This is a genomic window from Dyadobacter fanqingshengii, from assembly GCF_023822005.2.
Classification (GTDB): Bacteria; Bacteroidota; Bacteroidia; order Cytophagales; family Spirosomataceae; genus Dyadobacter; species Dyadobacter fanqingshengii.
Genome location: NZ_CP098806.1, coordinates 2,254,626 through 2,280,594 on the forward strand (window position 1 = coordinate 2,254,626; position 25,969 = coordinate 2,280,594).

Annotated in this window: 23 protein-coding genes; 10 read left to right on the top strand and 13 right to left on the bottom strand. The window is 44.5% G+C overall.

Annotated elements, in window-relative coordinates; all coding sequences use genetic code 11:
- The first annotated feature begins 11 nt into the window (after positions 1 to 11).
- Complete coding sequence (locus tag NFI81_RS09235; RefSeq protein WP_234612749.1) at positions 12 to 2,918, top strand: PD-(D/E)XK nuclease family protein; 2,907 nt, start codon at positions 12 to 14, stop codon at positions 2,916 to 2,918.
- Positions 2,919 to 3,227: 309 nt separating this feature from the next.
- Here the strand turns inward: NFI81_RS09235 and NFI81_RS09240 are convergent, their stop codons facing one another.
- From NFI81_RS09240 to NFI81_RS09260, 5 genes are all read right to left on the bottom strand, one after another.
- Entirely contained in the window at positions 3,228 to 3,704 is a 477-nt protein-coding gene (locus tag NFI81_RS09240; protein WP_234612748.1) for a hypothetical protein, read from the bottom strand.
- A 144-nt stretch (positions 3,705 to 3,848) separates the two neighbouring features.
- The gene (locus tag NFI81_RS09245) at positions 3,849 to 4,802 is read right to left on the bottom strand and encodes a threonine ammonia-lyase (RefSeq protein ID WP_234612747.1); all 954 of its coding nucleotides are present in this window, start codon (positions 4,800 to 4,802) and stop codon (positions 3,849 to 3,851) included.
- A gap of 106 nt (positions 4,803 to 4,908) precedes the next feature.
- Positions 4,909 to 5,796: an OmpA family protein gene (locus NFI81_RS09250; RefSeq protein ID WP_234612746.1), complete on the bottom strand. Its 888-nt coding sequence runs from the start codon at positions 5,794 to 5,796 to the stop codon at positions 4,909 to 4,911.
- Positions 5,797 to 5,983: 187 nt separating this feature from the next.
- Positions 5,984 to 6,736, bottom strand: coding sequence for a GLPGLI family protein (locus NFI81_RS09255; RefSeq protein ID WP_234612745.1), 753 nt, complete (start codon positions 6,734 to 6,736; stop codon positions 5,984 to 5,986).
- A 17-nt stretch (positions 6,737 to 6,753) separates the two neighbouring features.
- Complete coding sequence (locus NFI81_RS09260; protein ID WP_234612744.1) at positions 6,754 to 9,558, bottom strand: outer membrane beta-barrel family protein; 2,805 nt, start codon at positions 9,556 to 9,558, stop codon at positions 6,754 to 6,756.
- Between the two features lie 273 nt (positions 9,559 to 9,831).
- Between NFI81_RS09260 and NFI81_RS09265 the strand changes: the two genes are divergently transcribed.
- Positions 9,832 to 10,344, top strand: coding sequence for a metallophosphoesterase family protein (locus NFI81_RS09265; RefSeq protein ID WP_234612742.1), 513 nt, complete (start codon positions 9,832 to 9,834; stop codon positions 10,342 to 10,344).
- Here the strand turns inward: NFI81_RS09265 and NFI81_RS09270 are convergent.
- Genes NFI81_RS09270 through NFI81_RS09280 form a run of 3 tightly spaced genes read right to left on the bottom strand, consistent with a single transcriptional unit; the run spans position 10,341 to position 12,374 of the window.
- The gene (locus NFI81_RS09270) at positions 10,341 to 11,564 is read right to left on the bottom strand and encodes a M20/M25/M40 family metallo-hydrolase (RefSeq protein ID WP_234612741.1); all 1,224 of its coding nucleotides are present in this window, start codon (positions 11,562 to 11,564) and stop codon (positions 10,341 to 10,343) included. The two genes, NFI81_RS09265 and NFI81_RS09270, sit on opposite strands and share 4 nt — an antisense overlap.
- Before the next feature lie 27 nt (positions 11,565 to 11,591).
- Complete coding sequence (locus NFI81_RS09275; protein WP_234607458.1) at positions 11,592 to 11,903, bottom strand: MerR family transcriptional regulator; 312 nt, start codon at positions 11,901 to 11,903, stop codon at positions 11,592 to 11,594.
- A 42-nt stretch (positions 11,904 to 11,945) separates the two neighbouring features.
- Positions 11,946 to 12,374, bottom strand: a complete 429-nt coding sequence (locus NFI81_RS09280) for an SRPBCC family protein (protein ID WP_234612740.1) — start codon at positions 12,372 to 12,374, stop codon at positions 11,946 to 11,948.
- A 180-nt stretch (positions 12,375 to 12,554) separates the two neighbouring features.
- Here NFI81_RS09280 and NFI81_RS09285 point away from each other — a divergent pair, with 180 nt between their 5' ends.
- Positions 12,555 to 13,682, top strand: a complete 1,128-nt coding sequence (locus NFI81_RS09285; RefSeq protein ID WP_234612739.1) for an acyltransferase family protein — start codon at positions 12,555 to 12,557, stop codon at positions 13,680 to 13,682.
- Between the two features lie 5 nt (positions 13,683 to 13,687).
- Here the strand turns inward: NFI81_RS09285 and NFI81_RS09290 are convergent, their stop codons facing one another.
- The 3 genes from NFI81_RS09290 to NFI81_RS09300 form a co-directional block, all read right to left on the bottom strand.
- Positions 13,688 to 14,848: a carboxylesterase family protein gene (locus NFI81_RS09290; RefSeq protein WP_234612738.1), complete on the bottom strand. Its 1,161-nt coding sequence runs from the start codon at positions 14,846 to 14,848 to the stop codon at positions 13,688 to 13,690.
- A gap of 20 nt (positions 14,849 to 14,868) precedes the next feature.
- Complete coding sequence (locus tag NFI81_RS09295; protein WP_234612737.1) at positions 14,869 to 15,075, bottom strand: hypothetical protein; 207 nt, start codon at positions 15,073 to 15,075, stop codon at positions 14,869 to 14,871.
- A gap of 335 nt (positions 15,076 to 15,410) precedes the next feature.
- Positions 15,411 to 15,878, bottom strand: a complete 468-nt coding sequence (locus NFI81_RS09300; protein WP_026630021.1) for a response regulator — start codon at positions 15,876 to 15,878, stop codon at positions 15,411 to 15,413.
- 389 nt (positions 15,879 to 16,267) lie between these two features.
- On the opposite strand from NFI81_RS09300, the gene NFI81_RS09305 reads away from it, so the two are divergent.
- From NFI81_RS09305 to NFI81_RS09335, 7 genes are all read left to right on the top strand, one after another.
- Positions 16,268 to 18,544 (top strand): Rv1355c family protein, encoded by a 2,277-nt coding sequence (locus NFI81_RS09305; protein WP_234612736.1) that lies wholly within the window; start codon positions 16,268 to 16,270, stop codon positions 18,542 to 18,544.
- Positions 18,544 to 19,236 (top strand): hypothetical protein, encoded by a 693-nt coding sequence (locus NFI81_RS09310; RefSeq protein WP_234612735.1) that lies wholly within the window; start codon positions 18,544 to 18,546, stop codon positions 19,234 to 19,236. The genes NFI81_RS09305 and NFI81_RS09310 overlap by 1 nt, the downstream gene beginning before the upstream one ends.
- A gap of 5 nt (positions 19,237 to 19,241) precedes the next feature.
- Positions 19,242 to 21,413 (top strand): sensor histidine kinase, encoded by a 2,172-nt coding sequence (locus tag NFI81_RS09315; RefSeq protein WP_234612734.1) that lies wholly within the window; start codon positions 19,242 to 19,244, stop codon positions 21,411 to 21,413.
- Positions 21,406 to 22,497 carry a sensor histidine kinase gene (locus NFI81_RS09320; RefSeq protein ID WP_234612733.1) on the top strand — a complete coding sequence of 364 codons (1,092 nt, stop codon included), beginning with the start codon at positions 21,406 to 21,408 and terminating at the stop codon, positions 22,495 to 22,497. Before NFI81_RS09315 ends, NFI81_RS09320 begins: the two co-directional genes overlap by 8 nt.
- A 6-nt stretch (positions 22,498 to 22,503) precedes the next feature.
- On the top strand, positions 22,504 to 22,893 hold the full coding sequence (locus NFI81_RS09325; RefSeq protein ID WP_234612731.1) for a response regulator: 390 nt from the start codon (positions 22,504 to 22,506) through the stop codon (positions 22,891 to 22,893).
- A gap of 368 nt (positions 22,894 to 23,261) precedes the next feature.
- Positions 23,262 to 23,444 carry a hypothetical protein gene (locus NFI81_RS09330; RefSeq protein WP_234612729.1) on the top strand — a complete coding sequence of 61 codons (183 nt, stop codon included), beginning with the start codon at positions 23,262 to 23,264 and terminating at the stop codon, positions 23,442 to 23,444.
- 153 nt (positions 23,445 to 23,597) lie between these two features.
- Positions 23,598 to 23,747, top strand: a complete 150-nt coding sequence (locus tag NFI81_RS09335; RefSeq protein WP_234612728.1) for a hypothetical protein — start codon at positions 23,598 to 23,600, stop codon at positions 23,745 to 23,747.
- On the opposite strand, the gene NFI81_RS09340 is transcribed toward NFI81_RS09335, so the two are convergent.
- Entirely contained in the window at positions 23,748 to 24,452 is a 705-nt protein-coding gene (locus NFI81_RS09340) for an L-ribulose-5-phosphate 4-epimerase (RefSeq protein ID WP_234612727.1), read from the bottom strand.
- Positions 24,453 to 24,465: 13 nt separating this feature from the next.
- On the bottom strand, positions 24,466 to 25,956 hold the full coding sequence (gene araA, locus NFI81_RS09345; protein ID WP_234612726.1) for an L-arabinose isomerase: 1,491 nt from the start codon (positions 25,954 to 25,956) through the stop codon (positions 24,466 to 24,468).
- Positions 25,957 to 25,969 lie beyond the last annotated feature (13 nt).

The following is a 25,969-nucleotide window of genomic DNA, read 5'->3' on the forward strand; positions in this document are numbered from 1 at the left end:
AACACATAAGCATGCAATCCTTTCTTAATCTTGTTGCAAAACATATTCTCGATAGTCATGCGACTTTGGAAAGGGTGAATATCATTGTGCCCACGCGCAGGGCAGCCTTTTTCCTGATGCAGGAATTGGCGAAGGAAACCACCGAGGCCATGATGAGCCCGAATGTGGTGGCGGTGGACGATTTCGTGGAAAGCATGTCCACGTTGGAGATTGAAGACCCGGTGCATCTGCTATTTGATCTGTATGAAACATTCAAAGAGATTGACCCGGATGTACAATTTGACCGTTTTATGGGCTGGGCTTCTGTGCTGCTCAATGACCTCGACCGCATCGATCAATATCTGGTAAAAACGTCGTATCTGTTTGATTATCTGACCGAAGCGCACGCAATTACGCGCTGGCAGGAAAGTATGCCGGCGGGTAAAACGCTTCAAACTGAAGGTGGCACGAAGCAGTATTTTTCGCTTTTTGAGAATATTAATAAAGTTTACGTTTCATTTCGCAACCGCTTGCTGGCCAAAGGCAAGGCCTATCGGGGCATGGCTTACCGGGAAGTTGCCGAAGATGTTGAGGGGCTTCTGGTTGAAAAAAGTGATTTTGAAAAACTATATTTTGCAGGTTTCAACGCATTTACCGAGTCAGAAAAAGTCATTGTCAGCGCATTGATCAAGGCAAAAAAAGCCGAAGTGCTCTGGGACACGGACCGCTATTACATGTCTGAAAATGTGGGCGTTGAAGCGGGGAAGAGTCTGAGGGAATATCAAAAGAGCAAAACATTTGGTGAATGGCGCTGGACGACAGACCATTTGATGTCGTCGGAAAAGCACATTACCATTTACGGCGTGCCTAATGCGACATTACAGACGAAAGTGGCAGGGCAGCTTTATAAGCAAATGCGGGAACTGGACGAGCAGGGTGAGCCCGTCCCTACGGCCATTGTGCTTGCTGATGAGAATTTGCTGTCGCCTATGTTGTATTCGCTGGACGAAAGCGTGAGCGACCTGAATGTAACCATGGGACTTTCCATGCGAAATTCGCTGCTTTACACATTGATAGACAGCATTTTTGAGCTGCAACAGAACGTTGTTGAATTTAAAAATAAAAAAGGACAGCTGATAAGGGTTCCGAAATTCGGACACAAGTCGATTAACAAGGTCCTCAATCATCCATTCATCAGACATTATGAACATGTCGCATTACGTCCGCTGAATGATGGACAAACGATCATTCAGAAAACACTTTGGGCTATAACCAGCGGCAATCAGGTGTTTCTGAGCCCGGAAGACCTGATGGCGCTAAGTGATGATCACCCGTTGTTTAAAATCCTTTTCACACATTGGAAAAAGAACGATTCCAGGCAGGTTATCCAGACATTTTACCAGCTTATCGAGCTGCTCAGGGAAGTTTATAAGGATTACAAAAACGCACTGGAAACCGAATATCTCTACCTTTTTTACACTTTACTCAAACAATTTGAACAAACCATTGAAGAAAAAAACGAGCTGATCACCTTGCGCACATTGCGTTCGTTTATGTTTGAGCTGATCCGGCAAACGAAAATCCCTTTCAGCGGTGAACCGGTAAGTAATCTTCAAATTATGGGAATGCTCGAAACCCGGGCGATTGATTTTGAGCGCATTATTATTCTTTCCGTGAATGAGGGAATGATCCCGCAGGCCAAGAGACAAAATTCCCTTATTCCCTATGACGCTGCGCAAGCCGTAGGGCTTCCTACGCACCAGCATCAGGAAGCTGTCATGTCCTATCATTTTTATAGGCTGTTGCAGCGTTCCAAAGAAGTGCATATGCTTTATACCAGCACGAATGATGCCCCCGGAGGTGGCGAAAAAAGTCGCTTCATCAGGCAGGTTGAATATGAGCTGGCGCAGTACAATCCAAATATCAGGATCGAGAACCGGACGGTTGTGCTGGAAAGCCGCAAGCAGGACGAGCTGGAAGAAGTGGTGCATAAAGATGAGGCAATGCTTGCCGTAATCAGGAATTACCTGGCTGGTAAGGGCATTTTCCCTACACATTTGAATGAGTTCATCCGCTGTTCCATGCAGTTTTATTTAAAACACATTGTGGGTGTGAAGGAGAAGGAGGAGGTTGAGGAAGAGCTTGGAATGGACAAGATCGGGACGTGGCTGCATGCTGCGCTGGAAAGATTGGATAAAGAGTTTTTCCTGCAAAAAACGGATCCTTCCGAAGACCAGATCAAAGCTGTTTTGCGAGAAGAATTTGATGATAAATTCAGGGGTTATGTGACGGATATGGGCTTGAACCGGATCTATTACCAGGTGGGCGAAAATCAGATACTCGTTTTTCTGAAACATCAGATGTCGCAACAGCCGAGAAGGGAGATTCTTGCGGCTGAGCAACCACTAAGCACTAAAATCCAACTCATATTGCAAGGCGCCTACACACCGGTCCGCATCGGCGGGAAAATTGACCGCATTGAACAGAGCGAAGACGGGACATTGTATGTGATGGATTACAAAACGGGCAGCGTGGAGCTGACCGGGAAGCAAAAGCTCGCGGACCCGGTCAGGCGCGAGGAAGTGATCCGCAATGATCCGGATCGTAAAATGGGCTATGTCAGGCAGCTTTGGATGTACGAATATCTCATGTATCGCAAGATGCTGGATGAACAGGGACTGAAAATTGCCGGCAATAATTACGCTTTTGGCCACTATGCCGTGAAGTCTGGATTTTATTCATTTCGTGACCCCAAAAACCTGATTTCAAACCCGCTGGATCTGACGGAAGAGCTCGCTCCGGCTCAATTCATTGAGAAGTCGGAAGTGATCTTGACCGACATTTTAAATGTGCTCCTGGACCCGGACGTTCCTTTCCGCAAAACCCCGGATCTGAGCACTTGCCAATACTGCGATTTTGTGGGCATCTGCGGCAGATAGCAGGATTTTATTAACAAAAAATAACATTTAGCGCTTACAACCAAAGGCAAGAAAAGTCGATCTTTAGTTAAAATAAAAATGATTCAATATGGTCGTTCTTGCTAAATTAACCCTCTTTCTTTTGTGGCTAGTGGCCTTTGCATTGACCTGCCTTATAATGGGTACGGTATTTCCTTTGATCGTAATATACGAAAAGCTGAGGACGGTAATAGACGGGACTTCGGTTTGATAAAATCAAAGAGACGTGGCGTTTGAAAACGAAGAAAGCGATTGGACAACCAATCGCTTTCTTCGTTTATTCGGATCTTATTATTTCTTTTTAAATTCCAGATAACCTTCATAGGAGGTTTTTCCGTTGGCCGGGTCGGCCAGCTTCAAATTGGTATTCAGCTGAGCCACGCCGGAAGCTCCATCCACTTTGGTCGCTGTGCCCGTTACCAAATGGCGTAAAGGCTTTCCATTGTCTTGTTTCACATCCACCGTTTCATTGATCGTGAATGAGTCTTTGGTCGATTTTACGTCTACAAGGTTGTATTCCTGAACCACATCTACCTCGGTTCCGGCAATCTCTACGTGAATATTTCTGGTGTAAACAATCGCCAGTTGATTTTTTCCAGTCGCTGTGATAACCCAGTCATTCTGAACCGAAGTTGGTCCGTCCACAACCAATGTTCCATAACTTCCCACATATTCCGGTGCATAGTCCACTTCCGGTTCTACTTCGTCTTTTTTATCTTTGCAAGAACCCATTAAAACAACCAGACAGCAAAAAATCAGCTTTTTCATACTTTAACATTAAGAGTAAATAACATCTATAATTTAACAAGCCGGAGTGCGGCAATTTTCTACTAATAACGGCAATGAAGTGTTAACCGCATATTTAGCCGCAACTAAATTGTATTTTGTTACAAAAGTCGAGCCTGAGAGGATCTAGAATGGCAATTTACCAAGATCCACGTTTCCGCCGGTCAGGATAATGCCTGCTTTTTTCCCCTGAAACTGGTCTTTGTTCTTAATAAATGCGGCCAGAGAAACTGCGCCTGACGGCTCCACAACGAGCTTCATCCGCTCCCACAAATAACGCATTGCCTGAATGATCTCTTCATCCGAGACCGTTAAAACGTCCGTAACATGTTGCTTAATAATGGGAAACGTTTTGTCTCCCAGGTAAGTCAGCAAACCATCCGCGATGGTTTTAACGTAAGGTGCTTTCTCGATCTTGTCACTTCTGAATGACAGCACGGCGTCTGCCGCACCTTCCGGCTCGCCTGCGTAAACCTTTGTTCCCGGCGAAAAATAATGTGCGGATAATGCAGTGCCGCTCAAAAGCCCGCCGCCGCCGACGGGCGCAAAGATCAGGTCCAGCTTCTCTTCGCAATCCTCAATGAGTTCCTTTGCCGCAGTTGCCTGTCCGGCCATTACTGCATAATTATTGAAAGGGTGGATAAATGTAGCGCCGGTTTGCTTAATAATTTCCTGCACCGTATGCTCCCGTTCCTCGGGCGTATTTTTACAAAAGGTGATCTCACCACCGTAACCTTCCACCGCCTTGATCTTTACCAACGGCGAATTGTCAGGCATAACAATGTATGCCTTCGCTCCCACTTTGGCCGCTGCAAATGCAATTGCCTGCGCGTGATTTCCACTGGAATGTGTGGTAACCCCGTTTTTTAACTGGTCCTCCGTAAGCGAAAGGATTGCATTAAGTCCTCCCCTCGCCTTGAACGCGCCGATTTTTTGCAGGTTCTCGCATTTAAAAAACACCTCTGCTCCACACAGATCATTCAAAAAGCTGGAAGTCAGAACCGGCGTGTGGTGAATGTATGGCGCTACGAGCTTGTGCGCTGCCTCAATGGCTTCCCTGTTTGGTATTGTATCAGACATATCAGATTCTTAACACGACTATTCTTGATCCATTAATGGAAACAAAAATAAATAAAAAAAGAGCCCGTCGTACCGGACGGGCTCTGGAAATAATGCAATCCAACTGTTACTTGCCAGCGTTAGGCGTGTACAGGTTAAAGAATTGATCCAATTTCGGCGTAATGATAATTTCAGTACGACGGTTCAAGCTGCGGTTTGGCGCTGAATCATTTGCCACTTTGGGTAAATATTCGCCACGGCCACCAGCAATCATACGAACAGGCTCAACTCCATATTTCTTTTGCAGCGTACGGGCAACTGACGTAGCACGCAAAACGCTGAGATCCCAGTTGTCAGACACTTTATCCGTAGCGATAGGCACATTATCCGTGTGGCCCTCGATCAGGATTTCGATTTCTTTGTAGTCGTTCAGGATCTTGGCAACTTTGCTCAACACCGACTCAGCTTGTGTATTGATAACCGAGCTTCCGGATTTGAACAACATTTTGTCAGAAAGCGAAACGTAAACAACACCTTTCTTCACTTCGATCTGAACGTCTTCGTCGCTCACATCAGCCAATGAACGTTTCAGGTTCAACACCAGCGCCATGTTCAGAGAATCTTTTTTCTGAATGCTGGTATTCAGATCGCGGATCTGAGTGCCCTGTGCATCCATCATTGCAAGCGATTTTTTGATGCTTTCAGATCCTTCTTTGCTTATAACGGAAAGGTCAGACATGCGGTCAAGCAGGTTGTTGTTGTTCTTTTTCAAGAATTCAACTTGTTCTTCCAGCTCTTTCAATTTCGCATTTTTGCTGGTAAGCTCGTCATTTTTAGCCTTCAAATCATTATTAAGTCCGGCAGTTCTGCTGTCGCAATCGTTCAAGTCAGCGCGTGCCTTATCTAGCTGGATCTGGATTTCACTGGCTTGTTTCTGTGCAGTAAGCAATTTCTTCTTACTCGCACAAGAGCCAAGAATAAAGAGCATAGCAACGGCCAAAAGCGTTTGTTTCATAATAAAGGGTGGTTAATTAAATCTATAGAGTTAAGTATAAAAAATTGGTACGCAAGTAAATTCTAAAAATATCGAGCCAAACCATTGCAGATCACGGCCCCTTTCAAATCGCAAATGTACTAAAAAAGGAAAGACTGTTCCAGACAATCTTTCCTTTTTCAGCTTTTTGGATAATTCTAATTAAAAACTAATAGGGTATCGACCAGAACGGGTTCCGGTGCGCTTTGATGCTGTCCCGGATATGCGTACTCATCAATTCGTTGTATTTCTGCGTATCGATCTTTTTGCCTTTCATCTTTTTAGGCATAGCCAGTTCCTCGGCGGTAACCGGTCTGAATTTCACTTCTTTGGCGGTTGTAACAATGTCCCCGTCATTCACGTCCAGTTCAAGGATCATTCCCGGCAATCCTCCGTATAGCTGCGGGCCGCCCGACACAGGAATGTTATCTGCAAACCACGCGGTTATTTTCTGGCCTTTCACGGTGTCTTCCGTGACCGCCATCATGCACATGTAGCCCGCCACTTCCTTGATCTTGTTCATCACTTTCCAGTTGGGCGTTTGCAATGAGTCTTCAATGATGTAGGTTTTTCCGAGCATTGCGATCACATCCGTCATTTTGCCATTTTCATAGTCGCGGAAACTTTTAAACTCTAGATTGGTCCAGGAATATCCGCCTTCTGATAATGTCTCAACTTTGGGATAAGTGTAATAACTCTGCTTATCATTAAATACCAGCAACATCTCCTGCTTGGATTCATCATCGTTGCCCCAGGTAAGTTTCAGCCTGTCCTTTTCTTCCTGACTCAGATAACTCAGACGTGAATACACCCGGGTCCAGTGAAAAACCCGCTCGTAAGTAATTTCGCCCTCCGATTTCTGAGCATCGGCAAAAAATACGACGGCAACGAGCAACAACATTGTTATAAATACGGCTCTCATAGGTTTTGATCAATGTTTTAGAAATTGTTATTGCGACGAACTGAGGCAGTTACACCTCGCATATTATACGTGAAGCTCAGCATAAAATATCTGGACAATGTCGCCACGCGCCTTTCAGTGTAATAGTTTTGATTCACATTTTGGGTTATACCCAGATTTTTCTTGAACACGTCATTGGCAGTAAGCCGGATTTCTCCTTTTTTACTTTTCAGGATGATCTTGTACACAGAAAGATTCAGGATCGGCAATTTTTGATCGAAGCCAAACTGATCATTTTTATAGATCCTGTAATTGAAACGGGCGTTAAAGTAAATGTCCTTGGGCCCCTTCGCATTTACATCAGCTCCATAAGTCGCATTAAAGATCTTCTGGTTCTGGTTTGTGTTGATGGAATATTCTGAATTGCTGAAACCCCAGTTCGCATTTCCATAAAAAGTAAATGCATCGCTCGGCGTTAAATCCAGACGAGTTCCAAAATTATAACTATTTGTGTTTGTCTCATTTTCAACGTCATTAATGTAAGTAATGTTGTTGTTATAATTGACGCTCGCATTCAGGTTCATCGTTGCCTTCGTTTTCTTTAAAGGAAAGCCAAAACCGCCATAACTTCCGTAGCTGTATCCCCCGGAAATATTGATCGGCCTGGTTGTAGTAATGAGATTTTCAACATTCACTGTCCGGTTATAGACGATCTGATTTACATTATAATTATAAGAAAGACCGATATAAAGGTTGATAAAATTGGCCGGGTTGAACATGTTATAACCTGCATACACGCTGTGTGTAGAAGATGGGATCAGGTCCGGATTTCCCTCGGTGATGAAAAGCGGGTTGCTGTTATCCACTATAGGCTGCAAATCGGTAATCGACGGCTCACGTACATTCAAACCATATTCTGCGTACAAATAACGGTTATTTTTCAGGTCATAATTTAATGAAACGTTTGGCACGAGTGTGAAATAGCTTTTGCTTACACGCATAAAATCGGAAGCAGCTTTGTCAGCAGCAAACTTTCCTCTCAGTTCGAACTGGACACCGGCCAACCCGGCAGAGAGATTGAGTCCTTTATTCGAGTAACGCAGGCTGGTCCCTACGCGGTTGTAAGTGAAATCATTGGAATAAAACCTTGTCAGCTGCGTATTAACTTCCCGTTCCGCATCCGAAAGATTGAACACATCGCGGTCCACTTTATCCTTCCGCATGCTGTAATTGTAGAATGTCTCCCAGAAGAATTTCTTGGCAAAAGGCTCAATGTATGACAAGCTGCCTTTCAGGTTGCCCCGCGTGCTTTCGGTTTCATTAAGCTGGTTAATAATGCTGTTTCGTGCCGGATCCTGAAAGAAAGTGTTGGTCGAGCTCAGATTTTTGTTCTCGTCAGCATTGTTGACGTTGTAAGCAACGCTGGCCGCAAAATTCCTGCCCTTTTTCTTAAACTTATGCCGATAAATAAGCAGGTTGGCCATCGCGAACGAATTGTATTCGCTCACGTTTTTTACGGCTGACTGGTTGGTTGCCACGCCTTCGTTGCGGAACGATTGCTGGTAACTGTCAAAATTATCATCCCCTGCATTGATCCTAGAATTGCTGATCAGGATGATGGTGTTCAGGGAGTCAATATTTTTTTCAAAGCGGAAGCTTGGGCGATGGTTTCCTGTAAATCCGATCGTTTTGGAATTGGCCAGTGAGCTGTACGAATCGTTTGTCAGGAAGTTTTCTGTACTTGAACGCACGTCCATGATCGCCTTCGTCTGGTTATAAAAATAGCTGGTGCTCAGCTTCGTTTTTTTGTCATCATAATTATAGTTGGCACCGCCCGCGAAATTTTTAGTAAAACCTTCCGATCCTCCTCCACCCCAGTTAGGCTGAATCGTAATCTCGTCGCCTCCATAATTACGACCGCTGCTAAAACCAAAATCACCGTCATCACCCCAGTTGAAAGACTGGCTTCCTTTAAAATCCTGGTAATCGTTCCGGGCAATGCCGGATTGGTTTGTGTTATTTCCAAAGCCCAGCAAGGCAAATTGTTGCTTATCGTTGAAGCGGTTGTAGCTTACCTTTCCTTCCAGTCGCTTGTCCGTTCCCACGCCCGCAATCGCCTTTCCGAAGCCGCCTTTCTTATGGCTATCCTTTAATTCCAGGTTGACCGTCTTTTCACGTTTTCCATCATCCACGCCCGTCACTTTGGACTGCTCCGTTTTGCCATTGAAAACCTGAACTTTATTAATAGCCTCTGCGGGAAGATTTTTTGTGGCCATCTTCGGATCATCGCCAAAGAACCGCTTACCGTCCACCGTTACACGTTTCACTTCCTCACCCTGTGCCTTAATGTTCCCGTCTGCATCAACCTGCATGCCGGGCAATTTCCGGAGCAGGTCTTCCACAGTTGATCCTGGCGGAACTTTGAATGCCCGGGCGTCAAATTCCACCGTATCACCCCGTATGCTCAACGGCGCCCTTGCGGTTTTAATAACGACCTCGTAGAGCTCCTTTTGCAATACTTTCATTTTCATCCTGCCCAAATCTGTTAAATCGCCATCTTTCGGGTTAACCGTTTCCTGATAAGGTACAAAGCCTACATAAGATACTTTGAAAATGTATTGCGCACGTTTCAGGTTTTTCAATTCAAATGCACCTTCTTTGTTCGTTCTTCCGAAGTTGACCAACGATGAATCTTTGGGTAATAGCAGCATGACCGTGGCTTCGGGCAAGACTGCACCCGAGGTGTCTGTAACAACACCTTTCAGCGTAAAGCGTCCTCCGGTTTGTGCGTGCACAACCGTCAAATGAAGACATAAATAGAACAGAAGTAGGATTTTTTTCAAGGCTGGTCTGGTGGTTATGTGAATAGTAGGTTGTAACTGATAAATTACATTACGCAATAATAGATAAACTGCTGCAACTTTACAACTAATGAATTAGTTTGAGAGCCATTTTATAGGATGTTAATAAAAAATTAACTTAAATTAAGATTCTAGCCCTAATATATAAAAACGTTATATATAAGTTACTTTAATCTCAAAGAAAAATAAATTAATTTATTTTGCGGTTACAAAATGCGAACACCATTCGCCACGACACCATCTATTTTTGAATAAATGAGAACAATTGGCCTAATATCAGACACACACGGCTATCTGGACGAGCGGGTATTCGATCACTTTGCAAACTGCGATGAGATTTGGCATGCGGGGGATATAGGGTCGGTCAAAATCATTGACCAACTGGAAGCATTCAAACCTTGCCGGATTGTTTTCGGTAACATTGATAACAATGATATCCGGGCCAGGACGGTGGAGAACCTGCATTTTGATATGGAAGGATTTCGGGTGTGGATCACGCATATAGGCGGCGCGCCCCCGCGTTACAATCCTATGGTGATGCCTGAACTAAAATCCCAGACACCGGATATATTCGTTTGCGGGCATTCACACATTCTGCGCGTGATCCGTGATAAATCGTTGAATAACATGCTTTACATTAACCCCGGCGCGGCTGGCCGGGAAGGCTTTCATAAGTTCCGGACTTTGCTCCGCTTCAATCTGCACGAAGGCCTGATCAGTCAGATGGAGGCTATTGAACTGGGAAAACGGGGGGCGATAATCAATTAAAAGGTTACAGAAACCTTTTTTGTTTCAGAACCACGCAAGAACTCTGCCTCCACTTTCTCGCCTTTTTCATGTTTGCCGAGCACTTCCATATAATCGTAAATGGACGTAATTTCCTTTCCGGCAAGCTTCTTAATAATGTCGCCAGCCTGGATTCCTGCCTTTTCGGCTGGACGTGCTTTTGAAACGCCGTCTATTTTGAGACCTTTTCCGGAATAACTGTAATCCGGCATTACGCCTAATGTGACTTTAAAATCTGTCGTCTTGTCGCCCGTATGGGGGTTTGCAGCGGCAACGAACTGCGGATCAACGGTTTCTTTATCGAGGTTTTCGAGCAGCCCTGCAATAATGCTCAGGATTTTAGCTTCGCCGTCAAAATTTATGCGTTCAATATCGTCGCTCACTTTATGATAATCTCCATGTCCGCCTGTAAAGAACTGGACAACAGGAATGTTTTTCAAATAGAAAGAAGTGTGGTCCGATGCGCCTACGCCGGAAGAATCCACCGTGTATTTCAGATTCTGCGCTTTGGCAAGTCCTGGAATCAATTTTCCCCAAACAGGACTGGTGCCCCATCCCGAAACGATGATTCCTTTTTCATCACTCAACCGACCTATCATGTCCATATTAATCATGCAGGAAATGGCGGTAAGCGGAACCGTGGGACTTTCGGTAAAATGCTTGGAGCCGAGCAGACCGAGCTCTTCGCCTGAAAATGCAAGAAAAAGATAATTGTGTTTTTCAGTAATGTTGTTTTTCGCAAAATACTTTGCCAGCTCCAAAAGACCGGTCGTCCCCGAAGCATTATCATCGGCACCATTGTGGATTTTATTTCGGCTATCCGGTGACAGCGAACTTCCCTGAAACCCTTTCCCCAAATGATCATAATGTGCACCTATCACGATCGTTTTTTTAGCACCATTATCCAGAAAACCAGCCACATTTCTTCCGGTAACCTGGTGCAGATTGCCTTCAATGGAATACTTAACCTGAAAAGGCTGAAAAAAAGCAGCGTCGCTTCCGGCTGGTTTCAAGCCCAGCTCACCAAAAATCGTGGCAATGTAATTAGCCGACCTGATCTCTCCCAGACTCCCTGTGCCACGCCCCTCCATTTCATCGGAAGCAAGGAATTCAATGTGTTTGCGGATAGCTGCCGCTTGAAATTGTTGTGCAGAGGACAGCAAAGAAGTGCAGGCAAGCACAAGCAAAAGAAGATATTTCATGGGAACCTCAGGATTAGGCAAAATAAATTATAAAGTTTCCTGCAACTCAACCAGGAACTTGCGGACACGCATTAAACGCTGTATAAGGAGCTGCGATTCCTCTTTTCTGCGCATCTGCTCGCGTGCTCCTTTGATCGTACGCCCCTGCTTATCACGCTGGTGCATGATCTTGCGTATAATCTCAATGTCGCGCTCTGTGTATCTCCGCCTGTTACGCGCGTCCCGTTTGGGGTTTAGCTGAGGAAACTTTTTTTCCCAAAAACGCAGGGCCGAGGGTTCGCAGCCAACCATTTCGGCTACTTCATTGGTGTCGTAATATAGTTTGGTGTTCGCTTGCATGACTTTGGCCGGTGATCAATACAAATATACTCATGGCCACAATTAAAGTCTGTTTTCTGCCAGATTTTTGATTTTTTCCAATGCAGTTTCAGCAAATTCGACAGACGAATCGTAGTAAGCCTGCCCATCTTCCAAAACACCGAAATCACCTATTTCCAGTTGCAGCAAAACGCCGTCCACTTCTTCCGAGAGCCTGTAAGTGTATGCAATGTCGTAAGCGGCGGGTGGCAATTCCCATTTGTCCACATATAATGAGAGTTTCAAAACCGCATTCGGTTCGCTCTCCGAAACCGTGAGCTTGGTGATGCCCGTCCATTCGATGATCCTGCCGGGTTCCAGGTAGTAATCATCAAATCCGGACGGGAGGTCGTCCCATTGCCGGATGTATTTTGGGGCCACCAGCACTTCCCAAACTTTGCTTAAAGGGGCTTCTATTTGTATCTGATCATTTACTATCAACGTCCGGTCCATTGTTCTGTGTTTTACTTTTTGCAATATACGTTTACCTTGGATAACTAAAACTATGCCGCTTTGCTCTAAAACCGGCATTTGACCGGAAAATCACCTGCAGTTCCCGACAAATTACAACATGAAGCAAACTTTAACTTACTTTACGCCCGGATCCCAAACCGCCAATTTTTATTTTACAGAATGAATCAGGAGACAAAGCCGGTAAGCAATCCTTTTGAGTCCAAAATCAACAGTATACAGGTTCTGAGAGCTGCTGCTGCACTTACTGTCACAATTTATCACCTCAAAGACGTTATCGGGAAAGCCGAGCCTTTCAAGCAGGAACTCGATTATTTTTTCAATTCAGGGCCTTCCGGCGTAGCATTGTTCTTTGTGATCAGCGGGTTTATTATGGTTTATATTACCAAACATTCCACATTCTCACTGCGCTCGGTTTACAAATTTATGGCGCGCAGGTTCATCAGGATCTGGCCTACCTACGCGATCATCACGCTTATTTATTTTGTGTTTCAAAGCAGGATCGGCCTGCAACCCGGCGCTTTTAAAAGCCTGATTCTGAGCTTGCTATTTATCCCGGTCACCCACACGGATCCGCCTTTTTACGGTTATGCATTCCTGCCGGTCGGCTGGACGCTGAATTATGAGATTTACTTTTATGCCCTTGTCGCCATCTCGATGTTTTTTTCGCGGTTTCGGTGGTATGTGTTCTTCGTGATCGTAATCATTACGCTCATCATTCTTCCCCTTACATTGGGTTACATGACACTGGAAACGCAGCGCACAGCGGATTACGGCAATGGTTACCTGAACATGATCATGAATCCGATCATCTGGAATTTTGTATACGGCGTCATCATCGGTCTCATTTACACAAACGAGAAACTCTTCCCCATTTTCGCATCCGTTTTCTCGAAAGTTTGGCTTGTGTTTATGTTTGTCTCGCTCGCCTTATGGCAATATTGGTCTGGCTTTTTTGGGGGACTAGGGCCTTCACAGTGGGGATTGGGTTCCAGCTTATTGTTCACTGCATTCATCTTCTACAATGCACGCCGCCCTATTCAATTTCCCGACTGGCTGGTAAAAATCGGAGATATGTCGTTTTCAGTTTACCTCGTGCATCTGCCGGTTGTGGTGATTCTGGGTAATTTATTCAAAAGGCTGGGTTACCCGGTTTATAGTACCGGGACATCGATGTTCTTCTTATCGCTATTCATGACATTGGTCCTTTCCTATCTGTCTTATCAATTTCTGGAATTGAGATTATCCAGTTACCTGAAACAATGGTTGCCTTTCATGAAAAAGCGATAGGCATATCAGGGAAGTTTGAGATCTTCCAACGTCTTAAAGTTTTCAATCGTCGTTTGACGCTTGTCACCAGACCAGAACCGTTTCATAAATTGCGCGTAACGGTTTGCCACATGCTCCTCAGTGTACGAAAGAACGTGTCCTTTTTCAGGCTGGTAATTGAGCTCATAGGGCATTTTCAATGTTTTCAGCCTGTCTGAAGCAGGTTTGGCACCTTGCATCCAGAAATAATTTCCGCATGAAAACAAATTTCCCTGGGTGTATGGCAACACCGTGTCGCCAGTCCTTTGAAAAAATACGGTAGGTTTTGCATTAGATTTCTTAACATATCCTGTCCTGAAAATAGAATAGCCTAAATACGTCAGCAAGGCCCGGACGCGAAATTCCGTCCCTGTTTTAACCGGATCCAATGGCCCAAGCGTTTTCACAATCCCTGGTTGTAATGCCTCGAAATCAGCCTCGTCCATATAAACGAGCGCCGAAATAATGATCGCGCCTGCACTGCTTCCCGCAAGCATCATCTGGCCCGGATCGATACCAAATTCATTTGATTTGTCCGCGAAATAATGTAATGCTGTATATGTGTCCTGAACACCGCGGTAAATAGCCTGGATGACCTCCGTATTGTTCCCGCCGCACGTGTTAGCTTCTGTTCCTCCGTTGAAACCCAGCCTGTAATTGATGGCGGCTGTGGCGTAACCTTTTCTTGCCATCCATTTCGCTTTACCCATCTCATTGGCCAGATCACCAAAAATGAATGCACCTTCATGCACCATCAATATGAAGGGCCGAAATTCCAGTGTGTCGTTTTCTTTTTCGAGAAATGAGTAATTGAGGTTGACCGTACGGCCAATGTAGTCGCGGGCTTGCTTGTAGGTGCCCGTGCGAATGCCGAGCTGTGCCTCGCTGTAAATGTTGGTGGTGCCAAAACCCTTGGACAATGCAAGAAACTGGTTGCTGTTTCTGGGTTTTAATGTATCAATGATAATGGTGTCCGGATCTGAATGTCCTGTGGTGTCGTTCCCGGTGGTGTCAATCGGTTCTTCTCCGTTACCCGGTTCCTCGATGGGCTTTTTGGGAGGTGGAGGAGGGATTGTGCCCTCCCCGCACGATGTGAACAGTCCTGCCAGAATAAAAAAAACAAGTTGTAACCAGACAGTTCTCCGCATTGTCACCGAAAATATTATACTTAATTTACTCGAATCTGGTCGCCGGCAGCATTATCTGTCGCCAGCTCGCCCTGATGGTAAAAATACCCTTCTGTTTTGTTATTCCCGGCAATTTCATCCTGTTTTTTTTCCAGGTGGAAGTTTCTTTCCATTTGTCTGAAAAATTTGTTGAAGAAAACATACAACACTACACCTGAAACTGCTCCTACTGCCAATATCTTTTTCATGATTGAATCGGTTTGATGAATTTTTGCTCACTTGTATATGGTAATGCAAGCAAAAACAATACCAGCGTAGTTGGAAAGCAAGAATTTAGCGCAGTTTTCACAGCTGGTATGATTTTAACATATCAAGTTGAAAACACCACTAAAGACTTAAGACATGGACGCAATCCTATTTTTAAAGGCAATTGGCAACTTAGTTTTTGCCGCAATACTTTTCCTGGCCATTTTCATAACGGCAGGTTTTTCAGTCGTGCTTAACCTGTTGAAGCAGTTTAGCGTAGCACAGTTGAATAAAAGAAGTTTCAGTTTCAGAAGAAAATGAATCTGCCTGGTATTTTCTAGGAAAGCAGATTTTGCCTGAGCAGGAATTCCAGCTGACCATTGACTTCGATCAGCTTTTCAATGAGCTCCTTATTTTTTTCCCGCAGATAGAAGATCTCGTGGGCATTTTTAATAATGATCCGCAACTGGGCTTCATCCCACGGCTTGTTCAGATAGTAGTAAATGTGTCCCTTATTCACCGCATCGATCACGGCTGAAACGTCTGTGTAGCCGGTTAACAAAATCCGCACCGGCTCGGCGTAGTCCTTCAAAACCTCAATCAAAAAGTCGACCCCGGTCATTTCAGGCATGCGCTGATCTGTAATGATCACGTGCACAACATTATGTTTGAGTAATTCGAGGCCTTCACGACCCGAAGTCGCAATAAGGATATTAAAATCTCTCCTAAACGCTGCCTTAAACGAATTGAGATTGTTTATTTCATCATCAACATACAGGACACTTATCTTTTCTTTGGTTTCCATTATTGCAAAATTCTTTCTCTTCGGAGGTTTTTTATGACTGTTTAGTTTGAACTAAGGTTCTAAACTAATTGATAATATTATAATATTAATTCTATATTAACATAAAATCGGCAAGTGCTTTTTACAAATTAACTTTTTGTGGTTTGGTTAATTGACTACGTGTCAATGAATTTTGACGCTTTTCAACCAAATATTTTGTACACGAGTGAACCAGTGGTAGTTTTACAAAAATAATTTAAGCAATTTGTGTAACTATTGATTCACCTAAGATCACTTGGTATCTCCTAAATCTGTTCACTCGCCAGGGATTTTATAAAGATCAATACATTTTATCAAATTTTAAATTTAAAGTGAGTTCTTCTGGGAACCATCCTCCTAATAGTTAAAAAATGTATCCAGATTCAACAAACAATACGATATATAAGCCGGTTTTTATCTTTAATGAGCAAAGTGGTGACAAGCAAAAGTTTAACTTAGTTATCTCCGACTACCAGAACAAGATCGTATTGGACCTGTTCCCTTCACAAATGAAGGAACTGATCAAGATTCAGAGTCCGCGGATACGTTTGACGAGTGCTGAGATTGACGACAAGTACAACCAATGGGTGGCTGACAAAGATCCAGATCTGCTGGGTTCCTGGATTTACTACCCCTGGTCCAACCGGCTACTACACATTCTGAACGAGACGGATTTCGTTACGTTGCGGACCAGCAGAAATCATTACAAAATCACTCCACAGGAACAAGCGGCATTGTCTAAACGCAAGATTGGCATAATCGGGCTATCGGTGGGACATGCGGTTGCGGTGAGCGTTGCGACAGAGCGCATTTGCGGAACACTAAAACTCGCCGATTTTGATACCATTGAACTCAGCAATCTGAACAGGATAAAAACCGGCCTGCATAATCTGGGGATTAACAAATGCATTGTCACAGCCCGGGAAATCGCTGAAATTGATCCTTACCTGGAAATACAATGTTATCCGGAAGGGATTACGGACGGCAACATCACCGCTTTCCTGAGCGAACACGGAAAGCTCGACATTCTGGTGGACGAATGTGACGACCTGGAAGTGAAGATCAGCGCGCGCCAGATGGCCAAAAGCCTCCAAATTCCGGTTGTTATGGAAACGAGCGACCGTGGTATGCTCGATGTAGAGAGATTTGACAGGGAAACAGACAGGCCCATCCTGCACGGAATGCTGGCTGGTATTCCTTCCGAAAAATTAAAAAATATTGCACCTGCCGACCGCTTTCCACTGGTTATGCGCATTATAGACGCGATGAACACTTCTACGCGTGGCCGTGCTTCGCTCCTGGAAATCGGGCAGACGATCAGCACTTGGCCTCAGCTTGCGAGTGCGGTAACCTTGGGCGGAGGCGTTGTAACCGATGTTTGCAGACGTATTTTGCTTGATCAGTTTACTGATTCCGGAAGATATTATGTGGATCTCGAAAACATAATCGGGAACAAATCGGACGTAACTTCGGAAATCGTTTATAGTAATCCGAACGCACCTTTTGATCTGAATGAAGCTGCAAAAATCATTGACACTTTACCGGAAATAAACGCACACGTAATTCCTGATGACGATGAGATCGCAGCGATAGTTAACGCCGGAACGCGTGCGCACTCGAATGGAAATGATCAGCCCTGGAAATGGGTCTACCGCAATGGAAATCTGCATTTGTTTCAGGATGCATTCCGTTCGCATTCCTTCTCTAACGTTAATAATATTGCTGCGCATCTGGCGCTGGGCTCGGCCTTTGAAAACGCCACATTAAGAGCCAATCAGCTTGGTTATCTAGCCCATGTTCAATTATTCCCTGCCCCGACCTTCCCTAATCTGGTTGCCAGCATACAGTTTGAAAAGCGAAGCCAGACCGAAAATGAATTTGCCGGGCTGGCAGATTTCATAGCGTCGAGGGCTACAAATCGTGGCCCAGGTTTGCCATATAAACTTAATGAGCCGGAAATAAATGCATTGCGGAGCGCTGCGGAAAGCATATCCGGCGTGCAAGTTCAATTTATCACAGAAAAAAACGATCTTGACAACCTTGGCAAGATTGTAGCAGCCTGTGACCTGGTGTTCATGCTGAATGAAGAAGGTCACCGCGACTTTTTTGAGCGCAACACCAGGTGGCCGGGAGATGAAAATGCAAACATGAAGGATGGGATTCCAATCCAGACATTGATCTCGGCGCCCGTTCAAATAGCTGCTCTATCCATTGTTAAGGAGAAAAAAATAGCCGCAACGTTAAGGGCTATGGGCGGCGGAAACGCATTGACAGAAGCCACCCGGACCAGTGTCGCCAGCGCATCTTGCGTGGCCGTTATTACATTACCTGCGTCAGCGGATCAACATTTCCAGGCTGGCATGGCTGCACAAAAGCTTTGGTTAAATGTGGAAAAACTGGGTCTGGCTGGTGAACCATTATTGTCACCACTTTTTCTTTTTGAAAGACTCGATTCCGGGGCTGGATTAAGCGAAGGAGAAAAAGACAAATTGCACGGTTTACGATATGAGTTTCAAAATATCATATATTTAAAAAATAACGCAAGAGCGGTTTTTCTTCTAAAAATCATAAAACCCGAAATGTCCGCCATTCAATCTCAGCGCCTTCCATTGAATGAAACCTTGTTTATTGTAAACGACGCAATTTGATGGTAGCAAAAATTAAAGCATACAAGGCCACGGAGGATATCGAAACCTCTTACAGATACATTGACGAACACCGAAAAGTATTAGAGGCTTATGGCGTAAAACAGGTAACTTCCGCGAGCCATGACTGGCTCAATGACGAAAACACCTACGTTATCATTGTAGAATCTGAAGACGGCGAAAAGATATATGGCGGAGGAAGAATTCAGGTACGTAATGAGAAAATGAAGATGCCGATGGAAGGTGCCATTGCCAAGAAAGATGAGCGCATTTACGGGTACGTAGACAATTTAGGAGAAAAAAAACTGGCAGAATTCTGTGGCCTGTTCAATTCCAAGGAAGTTGCGGGTTATGGCATTGGCAGTATTTTTCTCGGGAGGATTGGTGTCGCGATCACCTCACAGGTGGGCGTAGATCATTTGCTCGCATTGTGCTCCCCTCCTACCTTGCGCCAGTGCCTCAGGATCGGATTTGAAATCATTCGCGACCTGGGAAATAACGGGACGTTTTATTATCCCAAAGAAGGCCTTATTGCAACGGCCATCATTGTCAACGATCTGTATAATTTGCCGCATGCGCACGAGGAAGAAAGAGAACGAATTATGAATTTGAGGGAACACCCTGTTCAATATGCCGTGGAAAAAGGGCCAAAGGGAGAAATAGCGTTACATTACAATCTGGATATGAAGATTTAAGTTTTATGAGTCTGTTGAAACACATATTTACAATTCTATTTCTACTCTCTGCGCAGCTTGTTTATGGAATTCCTGTGAACTTTTACCAAGGTTCACAGATGATTGGCAAGCATGTTGAAATTTTTGAAGACGCTACAAACACACGCAGTTTTGAACAGGTAGTACAGGAGAAAAACTTCGTGCAAAGTACGGATGACACGCCTAATATGGGTCTCAGCCAATCCACATTCTGGATCCGTTTTTCAATTGCCAACAAGTCCGCAAGCTCGTTACTCTACCTGGAACTGGCCCACCCGCTGATCCACACCTGCGAGCTTTTTGAGATTACCGGCAATAAAATCAGCACTGAAAAATACCTTGAAAATGCCGACTTCGGCGATCGGAATATCAAACACCAGAACCTCGTTTTTAATCTGGATATAAGGCCCGGGCAGCAGAAAAATTATTATCTGAAAGTGAAGGGGTTCAATCAGGTAATTCTTCCGCTCATTATCCGCGACCAGGAAAACTTCTTTGAAGCTGCGCAAATCGGCGAAACAATCAATGGGATCTTTTCAGGGATCATCATTGTCATGGTACTTTACAATATCTTTATTTACTTTTCCACACGCGATAAAAGTTACCTCTTTTATGTGCTTTATGTCCTTTCTGTTGGGCTCGCACAGACCGCATTAACCGGTTATGGGTTTAAATATTTATGGCCTTACGCGCCACAGTTTAATTCTATTGCCACAATCTACTTTTCAGGTTTTGCTGGCATTTTCGCAATGCTATTTGTCAAAAACTTTCTCCAGTTAAAAGAAAAATGGCCACCCGGTGTCATTATTCTTAATGTAATTATCGTACTTTATTCGTCTACCGGGCTTTTGAATCTGCTCGGTTTTGAACTTTTAAGCTTCCGGGCAGTCGACGTTTCAGGAGGAATCGGGGCTATTGGTCTTTTCATTATAGGTTTCAAGCTTTCAAAAGAAGATTACCGGCCGGCCAAGCTGTTTTTAATCGCCTGGACCATCTTTTTGTTCGGTCTTTTTCTGCTGGTGCTTCGGAATATCAACATTTTGCCGTATAATTTCTTAACAACTTATACCATGCAATTCGGCTCAATTGCAGAAGTAGTATTACTTTCTATTGCACTAGCCGATAAGATTAATATATTTAAAAAGGAAAGAGAGGAATCGCAGGCCGAGGCGCTGAAAGTGTCATTGGAAAATGAAAAAATCATTATGGAGCAAAACACTTTTCTGGAAAAAAGCGTCAACGAGCGAACTGCTGAGTTGCAATACGCTAATACAGAACTGAATGTAACGCTCACCAAGTTGAAAGACACCCAGACGCAGCTCCTGGATTCCGAGAAAATGGCTTCTCTTGGTCAGCTTACTGCCGGTATAGCCCACGAGATCAACAACCCGATCAACTTTGTAAGCTCCAACATCAGGCCGCTCCGCCGTGATATTGACGACGTGCTGGAAATACTCGATTCCTACGACGGCATCCAGGATGTCGATTCGATTGACGGATTGCAGGTGAAAATCAGGGAAATTGAAAAACTGAAAGAAGACTTGGACCTTGATTATATTAAAACCGAGCTGGGAACGCTGTTAAAAGGCATGGAAGATGGCGCGAGCAGGACGGTCGAGATTGTAAAAGGCTTAAAAATATTTTCCCGTGTAGACGAATCCGATCTGAATGTCGTAAACATTAACGATGGCATTGAGTCAACCCTGATCATTTTGAATTATCAAATGGGTAATTCGATAACCCTGGTAAAGGAACTGGGGAATATTCCAAGCATTGAATGTTTTGCAGGCAAGCTTAACCAGGTCTTTATGAACATTCTCAACAATTCCATTTACGCGTTGCTAAAACAAAAGAACGACAATAAGACGCCAACGATCTGGGTCAGGTCCTGGCTGAAAGACCCAGAAAATATCGCCATTTCCATTCGGGACAATGGCCCGGGAATGCCGCCGGAGGTTCGTGCCAAGATCTTTGAGCCATTCTTCACTACCAAGCAGGTCGGTGATGGAACGGGCCTTGGATTGTCTATTGTATTTAAAATTATTGCAGTTCACAGCGGAAATATTCAGGTAAATACGGAGGTCGGTCAGGGAACCGAATTCCTGATCACCCTTCCAGTAAAACAAAAAGCACGCCCTATCCAGGAATTCAATGAGTGAAAAACCGATAACCATCTTATACATTGACGATGAGGAACATAACCTTCACTCGTTCAAGGCTTCTTTCCGGAAGCAGTACGACATTACAATCGCCTCGTCGGTTTTAGAAGCCGAGGGGATTCTTGAAAATAATGACTTTTGCATCATTCTCGCCGATCAGCGCATGCCGATCATGACGGGCGTGCAATTTTTTGAAAAAATCAGGACCAAATATCCAAAACCTATCCGCATACTCATTACCGGGCACACGGACATCGGTGCAGCGATCGACGCTATCAACAAAGGCGAGGTTTTCAGGTTTATTGATAAACCCTGGGACTATAATTACGTTGAAAATGCCATTTCCCATGCTTACGATATTTACAAAACCCGTGAGGACCTGAAACAGCGCAATGTAGAGTTGCAGAAGGCGAATGAAGAACTGGACAAATTCGTTTACAGTGCTTCCCATGACCTGAGGGCCCCACTAATGTCTGTGCTGGGAATTGTCAATCTGGCGCTGCTGGAAGATGATATCAAGTCGCAAAACGAATACCTGGAACTGATCCGGCAATCCGTGAAAAAGCTGGATACATTCATTATCAATATCATTGATTACTATAAGAACGCACGGGGTGTTCCCGTTGTGACCGACATCAGCTTCGAAGAACTCGTTACGGAAGTTCAGGCAACGATCCAGTATCTGCCCGAATACGGTAACCTGAAAATGACCACGGACATTGATCAGGCCGGGGTATTCCAGTCGGACGTGATGAAACTCAGGATAATTTTTAACAACCTGATCAACAATGCGATTAAATTCCAGGACAAATCAAAGCCGAATCAATTCGTACATTTGACGATAAAATCCACTCCTGCGCACGCTAAAATTATCGTTGAAGACAATGGTTATGGCATTAAAGACACAGATCAGGATAAAATATTCAAGATGTTTTACAGGGCTGGGGCTACAAACAGCGGCTCCGGCATAGGATTGTATATTGTACATGAAGCGATAGCCAAACTCGGAGGCGAAATCAGCGTATCCTCGAAAGTGGGTGAAGGTAGTATTTTCGAGGTCAACATCCCTTCTATTCATAAATAAAGAGACATGAAGCCACTTCTACACTTTTTTCTTATAGATGATAGTGCTTTTGATCTGTTTATTTACGAAAAATTGCTAATTAAAAGTGGCATAACCGATTCTGTAAAGACCTTCAATTCTGCGCGTGATGCATTAAAACACCTTGTAAGTCAAGCTGATACCCTACCTGAAAGTATCATTCTCCTGGATCTGCAAATGCCCGACATGAACGGCTTTGAATTCATCGACGAATTCGATCATCTGCCTCTGATGCTGCAGGAAAAGATCCGCATCTTCATGCTGTCCTCAACCATTGACACCCGTGATATCGACAAAGCAAAGGCAAGCCAGCATATCATAGACCTCCTTCCCAAACCTTTGGAAATCGCAACTTTAAAGAAAAAGCTCGGGATCTGACATTTCCCATCCGGGTAAGTTCCGGCTTGCCCAAAGCACGCTTCACCTCAAATGTATTCTATACAACATAGAATTAATTCTCTCTGGCACAGCTTTTTAGCAATTCTATATATACGAAGGAAAAAGACAAATAAAGCGTGTTTTAAAACGTATATCGCGATGCGAATACCCAATTTGTCCTAAAATGTTACAAAAGTCGTTCGCCCATGTCCCCACCCAAGGAACTAATGGGAAAATTATGCCCCATTGCATAACAATTCGCACTATTAATATAAATTTTTAAACATTCTTTTAACGAGGGCTTGTTTAGGTACAGCTTTGGTACGCTAAAATCCAAATGCATCGTAACCTTTAACATCCATTATTAAATGAAAACTGATAGCAAAACCCTGTCTGAGATCTTAAAATTGCATGCTGAATATGTTAAGGAAGTCGAATACAGTGGTATCAAGCCACTTTCTATGGAGATTTACAAAACCAATTCAAACAATTTTGTTCGCTGGATCCAGGACGAGTTTAACCCTGGAAGCAAATTACGCAGAAGCGTATAACATTTATTAGCTGAAAAAAAGACATTTATACTCAACGTTTAGCCAAGCTAACAACTACCGGAAGACTCGTTCTCCGGTAGTTTTTTTTTATACCAAACTTTTCTATGTTTGATGTACGTTAATATGACGATTCCATTTTAAAAATATCCCAGTATGTTATTTGCCCTGTTTAACCTTTTCAAAGGTCGCTTCTCCAAAGAGTCTATTAACGAAGCGAAAGCGAGCGAAAAGCGCATGAGCCGCCAGGAGGCGCTGCAACAAATGCGCAGCATTGCCAGCAAACGTGTTGAGAAGAAGGACTAATCAGCACCCCTGCCCGTAGTAAGCATCTTTCCCGTGTTTGCGAAAATAATGTTTATCGATAAGCCCCTGCTTAATGGTCTGGGCGGAAGGATTGATGTTGAGCGTGAGATAGGCCATCTTGGCAATTTCTTCCAGAACGACCGAATTGTAAACCGCCTTAGCCGGATCCTTTCCCCAGGTGAAGGGCCCATGACAGGCAACCAGCACCATTTCTGTTTCTTCATAACTGAGCTTTCCTGCTGAAAATAAATCCAGAATTTGATTTCCTGTTTCCAGCTCGTAGTCCCTTTGGATCATTTCATCGGACATTATCTCGGTAACGGGCACAGCAGTGGTCAAATGATCTGCATGCGTGGTGCCCAGATTCGGGATAGCGCGGATTGCTTGTGCCCACGCTACTGCATATGTAGAATGGGTGTGACAAACGCCGCCAATCGAGGGGAAATGCCTGTAAAGCAGCGTATGCGTTTTTGTGTCGGAAGATGGCCGCATAGTGCCTTCTACAACGTTATTTTCGAGATCCAGCACAACGATGTCTTCGACACGCAACCGATGATACGGCACGCCGCTGGGTTTGATAGCGATTACGCCAGCATCCCGGTCAATTCCGCTTACATTACCGAAAGTTACAATTGCCAGGTTTTCCCTGGGAATTTCCATGTTGGCTTCGTAGACCTGCTCCTTTAAATAGGTGTAATTCGACATGTTCTCTAAAATATCATTTGTAAGAAGCTTCGCTCCATCTCAATTCATTTTTCAGTTGCCTCAGCGAAGTGTTTTTATCAATCACAACCAGCTCAACACCGGTCATGTCGGCAAACATTTCAATATGATCGGTCGTCAAATTCTGGCTGTAAACCGTATGGTGCGCGCCGCCGGCGTAGATCCAGGCTGCACACCCCGTGGCCATGTCAGGAGCTGGTTTCCATAACACCCGGGCAACGGGCAGTTTCGGAAGCGTTTCGGTTACTTCCACGGCTTCAACTTCATTAACCAAAATCCGAAAGCGGTTTCCCATATCAACCAGCGAAACATTGATCGCGGGACCGGCATCTGCATTGAAAACCAGTCGGACCGGATCTTCTTTACCACCAATACCCAATGGATGTATTTCACAAGAGGGCCTTCCCGAAGCAATGCTCGGACAAATTTCCAGCATATGCGACCCAAGAACCAAATTGTTAGCCGGATCAAAATGATAGGTATAATCTTCCATGAACGAATTCCCGCCTCTCAGGCCGCTTCCCATCACTTTCGAAGCCCTGACCATCGCGGACGTTTTCCAGTCGCCTTCGCCTGCATAACCGTAACCTGCCGCCATCATGCGCTGCGATCCGATGCCGGGAAGCTGCTTCATTCCGTGCAGGTCCTCAAATGTGTTGGTATAACCCTTGAAATTTCCGTCTTCCAGGAAATATTTTAGCCCCAATTCAATTCTTGCCGCATCCCAAAGTGCGCCATGTCTCCCCTCGCCTTTCCTGATGCCACCCGCCAGATCATACAACGCCTCATACTCGTCAATCAAAAGCCCGACTTCCTCATCCGAAACCTGATTAATCACCGCCACCAGGTCGCCAACTGCATAAGTGTTTACCGAAAAGCCGAAAGTCATTTCTGCTGCAACTTTATCGCCATCCGTGACAGCCACTTGCCGCATATTATCGCCGAAACGAACAAATTTGGCCCCTTTCATATCATGCCTGGCAGCAGCTACGCGCGTCCATTGCGCAAGATCTTCAATGACCTGCGCTTGTTGCCAATGTCCTACAACCACTTTTCGGTTCAGGCGCATACGCGTCATCATAAAACCAAATTCCCTGTCGCCATGCGCCGACTGGTTGAGGTTCATAAAATCCATATCAATGTTCGCCCAAGGAATGTCCCGGTTGAACTGTGTGTGCAAATGCAGCAGCGGCTTTTGCATGATCTGCAAACCACGGATCCACATTTTTGCAGGCGAAAATGTATGCATCCAGGCCACAATGCCAATGCAGTTTTTGGCGACATTGGCATCCTGCATAATATTGAAAATCTCTTCCGAAGACTTTACAACAGGCTTAAAAACCGTCCTGACCGGAATTTGGGCGGCCTCATCGAAATGCTTGCTGATGATCCGGGCATGTTCTGCGACCTGTCGAAGCGTTTCTTCTCCATACAAGTCCTGACTTCCCGTAATGAACCAAATTTCAAATTGTTTTAAATCAACCATTGGGATTGTGAAA

Coding starts and splice junctions, on each gene's coding strand:
- NFI81_RS09340 (WP_234612727.1), bottom strand. CDS start 24,452: ATGTCGAATTACACCTATTTAAAGGAGCAGGTCTACGAAGCCAACATG.
- NFI81_RS09275 (WP_234607458.1), bottom strand. CDS start 11,903: ATGCAAGCGAACACCAAACTATATTACGACACCAATGAAGTAGCCGAA.
- NFI81_RS09325 (WP_234612731.1), top strand. CDS start 22,504: ATGAAGCCACTTCTACACTTTTTTCTTATAGATGATAGTGCTTTTGAT.
- NFI81_RS09295 (WP_234612737.1), bottom strand. CDS start 15,075: ATGAAAAAGATATTGGCAGTAGGAGCAGTTTCAGGTGTAGTGTTGTAT.
- NFI81_RS09240 (WP_234612748.1), bottom strand. CDS start 3,704: ATGAAAAAGCTGATTTTTTGCTGTCTGGTTGTTTTAATGGGTTCTTGC.
- NFI81_RS09290 (WP_234612738.1), bottom strand. CDS start 14,848: ATGCGGAGAACTGTCTGGTTACAACTTGTTTTTTTTATTCTGGCAGGA.
- NFI81_RS09305 (WP_234612736.1), top strand. CDS start 16,268: ATGTATCCAGATTCAACAAACAATACGATATATAAGCCGGTTTTTATC.
- NFI81_RS09280 (WP_234612740.1), bottom strand. CDS start 12,374: ATGGACCGGACGTTGATAGTAAATGATCAGATACAAATAGAAGCCCCT.
- NFI81_RS09310 (WP_234612735.1), top strand. CDS start 18,544: ATGGTAGCAAAAATTAAAGCATACAAGGCCACGGAGGATATCGAAACC.
- NFI81_RS09235 (WP_234612749.1), top strand. CDS start 12: ATGCAATCCTTTCTTAATCTTGTTGCAAAACATATTCTCGATAGTCAT.
- NFI81_RS09255 (WP_234612745.1), bottom strand. CDS start 6,736: ATGAGAGCCGTATTTATAACAATGTTGTTGCTCGTTGCCGTCGTATTT.
- NFI81_RS09265 (WP_234612742.1), top strand. CDS start 9,832: ATGAGAACAATTGGCCTAATATCAGACACACACGGCTATCTGGACGAG.
- NFI81_RS09300 (WP_026630021.1), bottom strand. CDS start 15,878: ATGGAAACCAAAGAAAAGATAAGTGTCCTGTATGTTGATGATGAAATA.
- araA (WP_234612726.1), bottom strand. CDS start 25,956: ATGGTTGATTTAAAACAATTTGAAATTTGGTTCATTACGGGAAGTCAG.
- NFI81_RS09250 (WP_234612746.1), bottom strand. CDS start 5,796: ATGAAACAAACGCTTTTGGCCGTTGCTATGCTCTTTATTCTTGGCTCT.
- NFI81_RS09335 (WP_234612728.1), top strand. CDS start 23,598: ATGTTATTTGCCCTGTTTAACCTTTTCAAAGGTCGCTTCTCCAAAGAG.
- NFI81_RS09330 (WP_234612729.1), top strand. CDS start 23,262: ATGAAAACTGATAGCAAAACCCTGTCTGAGATCTTAAAATTGCATGCT.
- NFI81_RS09315 (WP_234612734.1), top strand. CDS start 19,242: ATGAGTCTGTTGAAACACATATTTACAATTCTATTTCTACTCTCTGCG.
- NFI81_RS09270 (WP_234612741.1), bottom strand. CDS start 11,564: ATGAAATATCTTCTTTTGCTTGTGCTTGCCTGCACTTCTTTGCTGTCC.
- NFI81_RS09285 (WP_234612739.1), top strand. CDS start 12,555: ATGAATCAGGAGACAAAGCCGGTAAGCAATCCTTTTGAGTCCAAAATC.
- NFI81_RS09320 (WP_234612733.1), top strand. CDS start 21,406: ATGAGTGAAAAACCGATAACCATCTTATACATTGACGATGAGGAACAT.
- NFI81_RS09245 (WP_234612747.1), bottom strand. CDS start 4,802: ATGTCTGATACAATACCAAACAGGGAAGCCATTGAGGCAGCGCACAAG.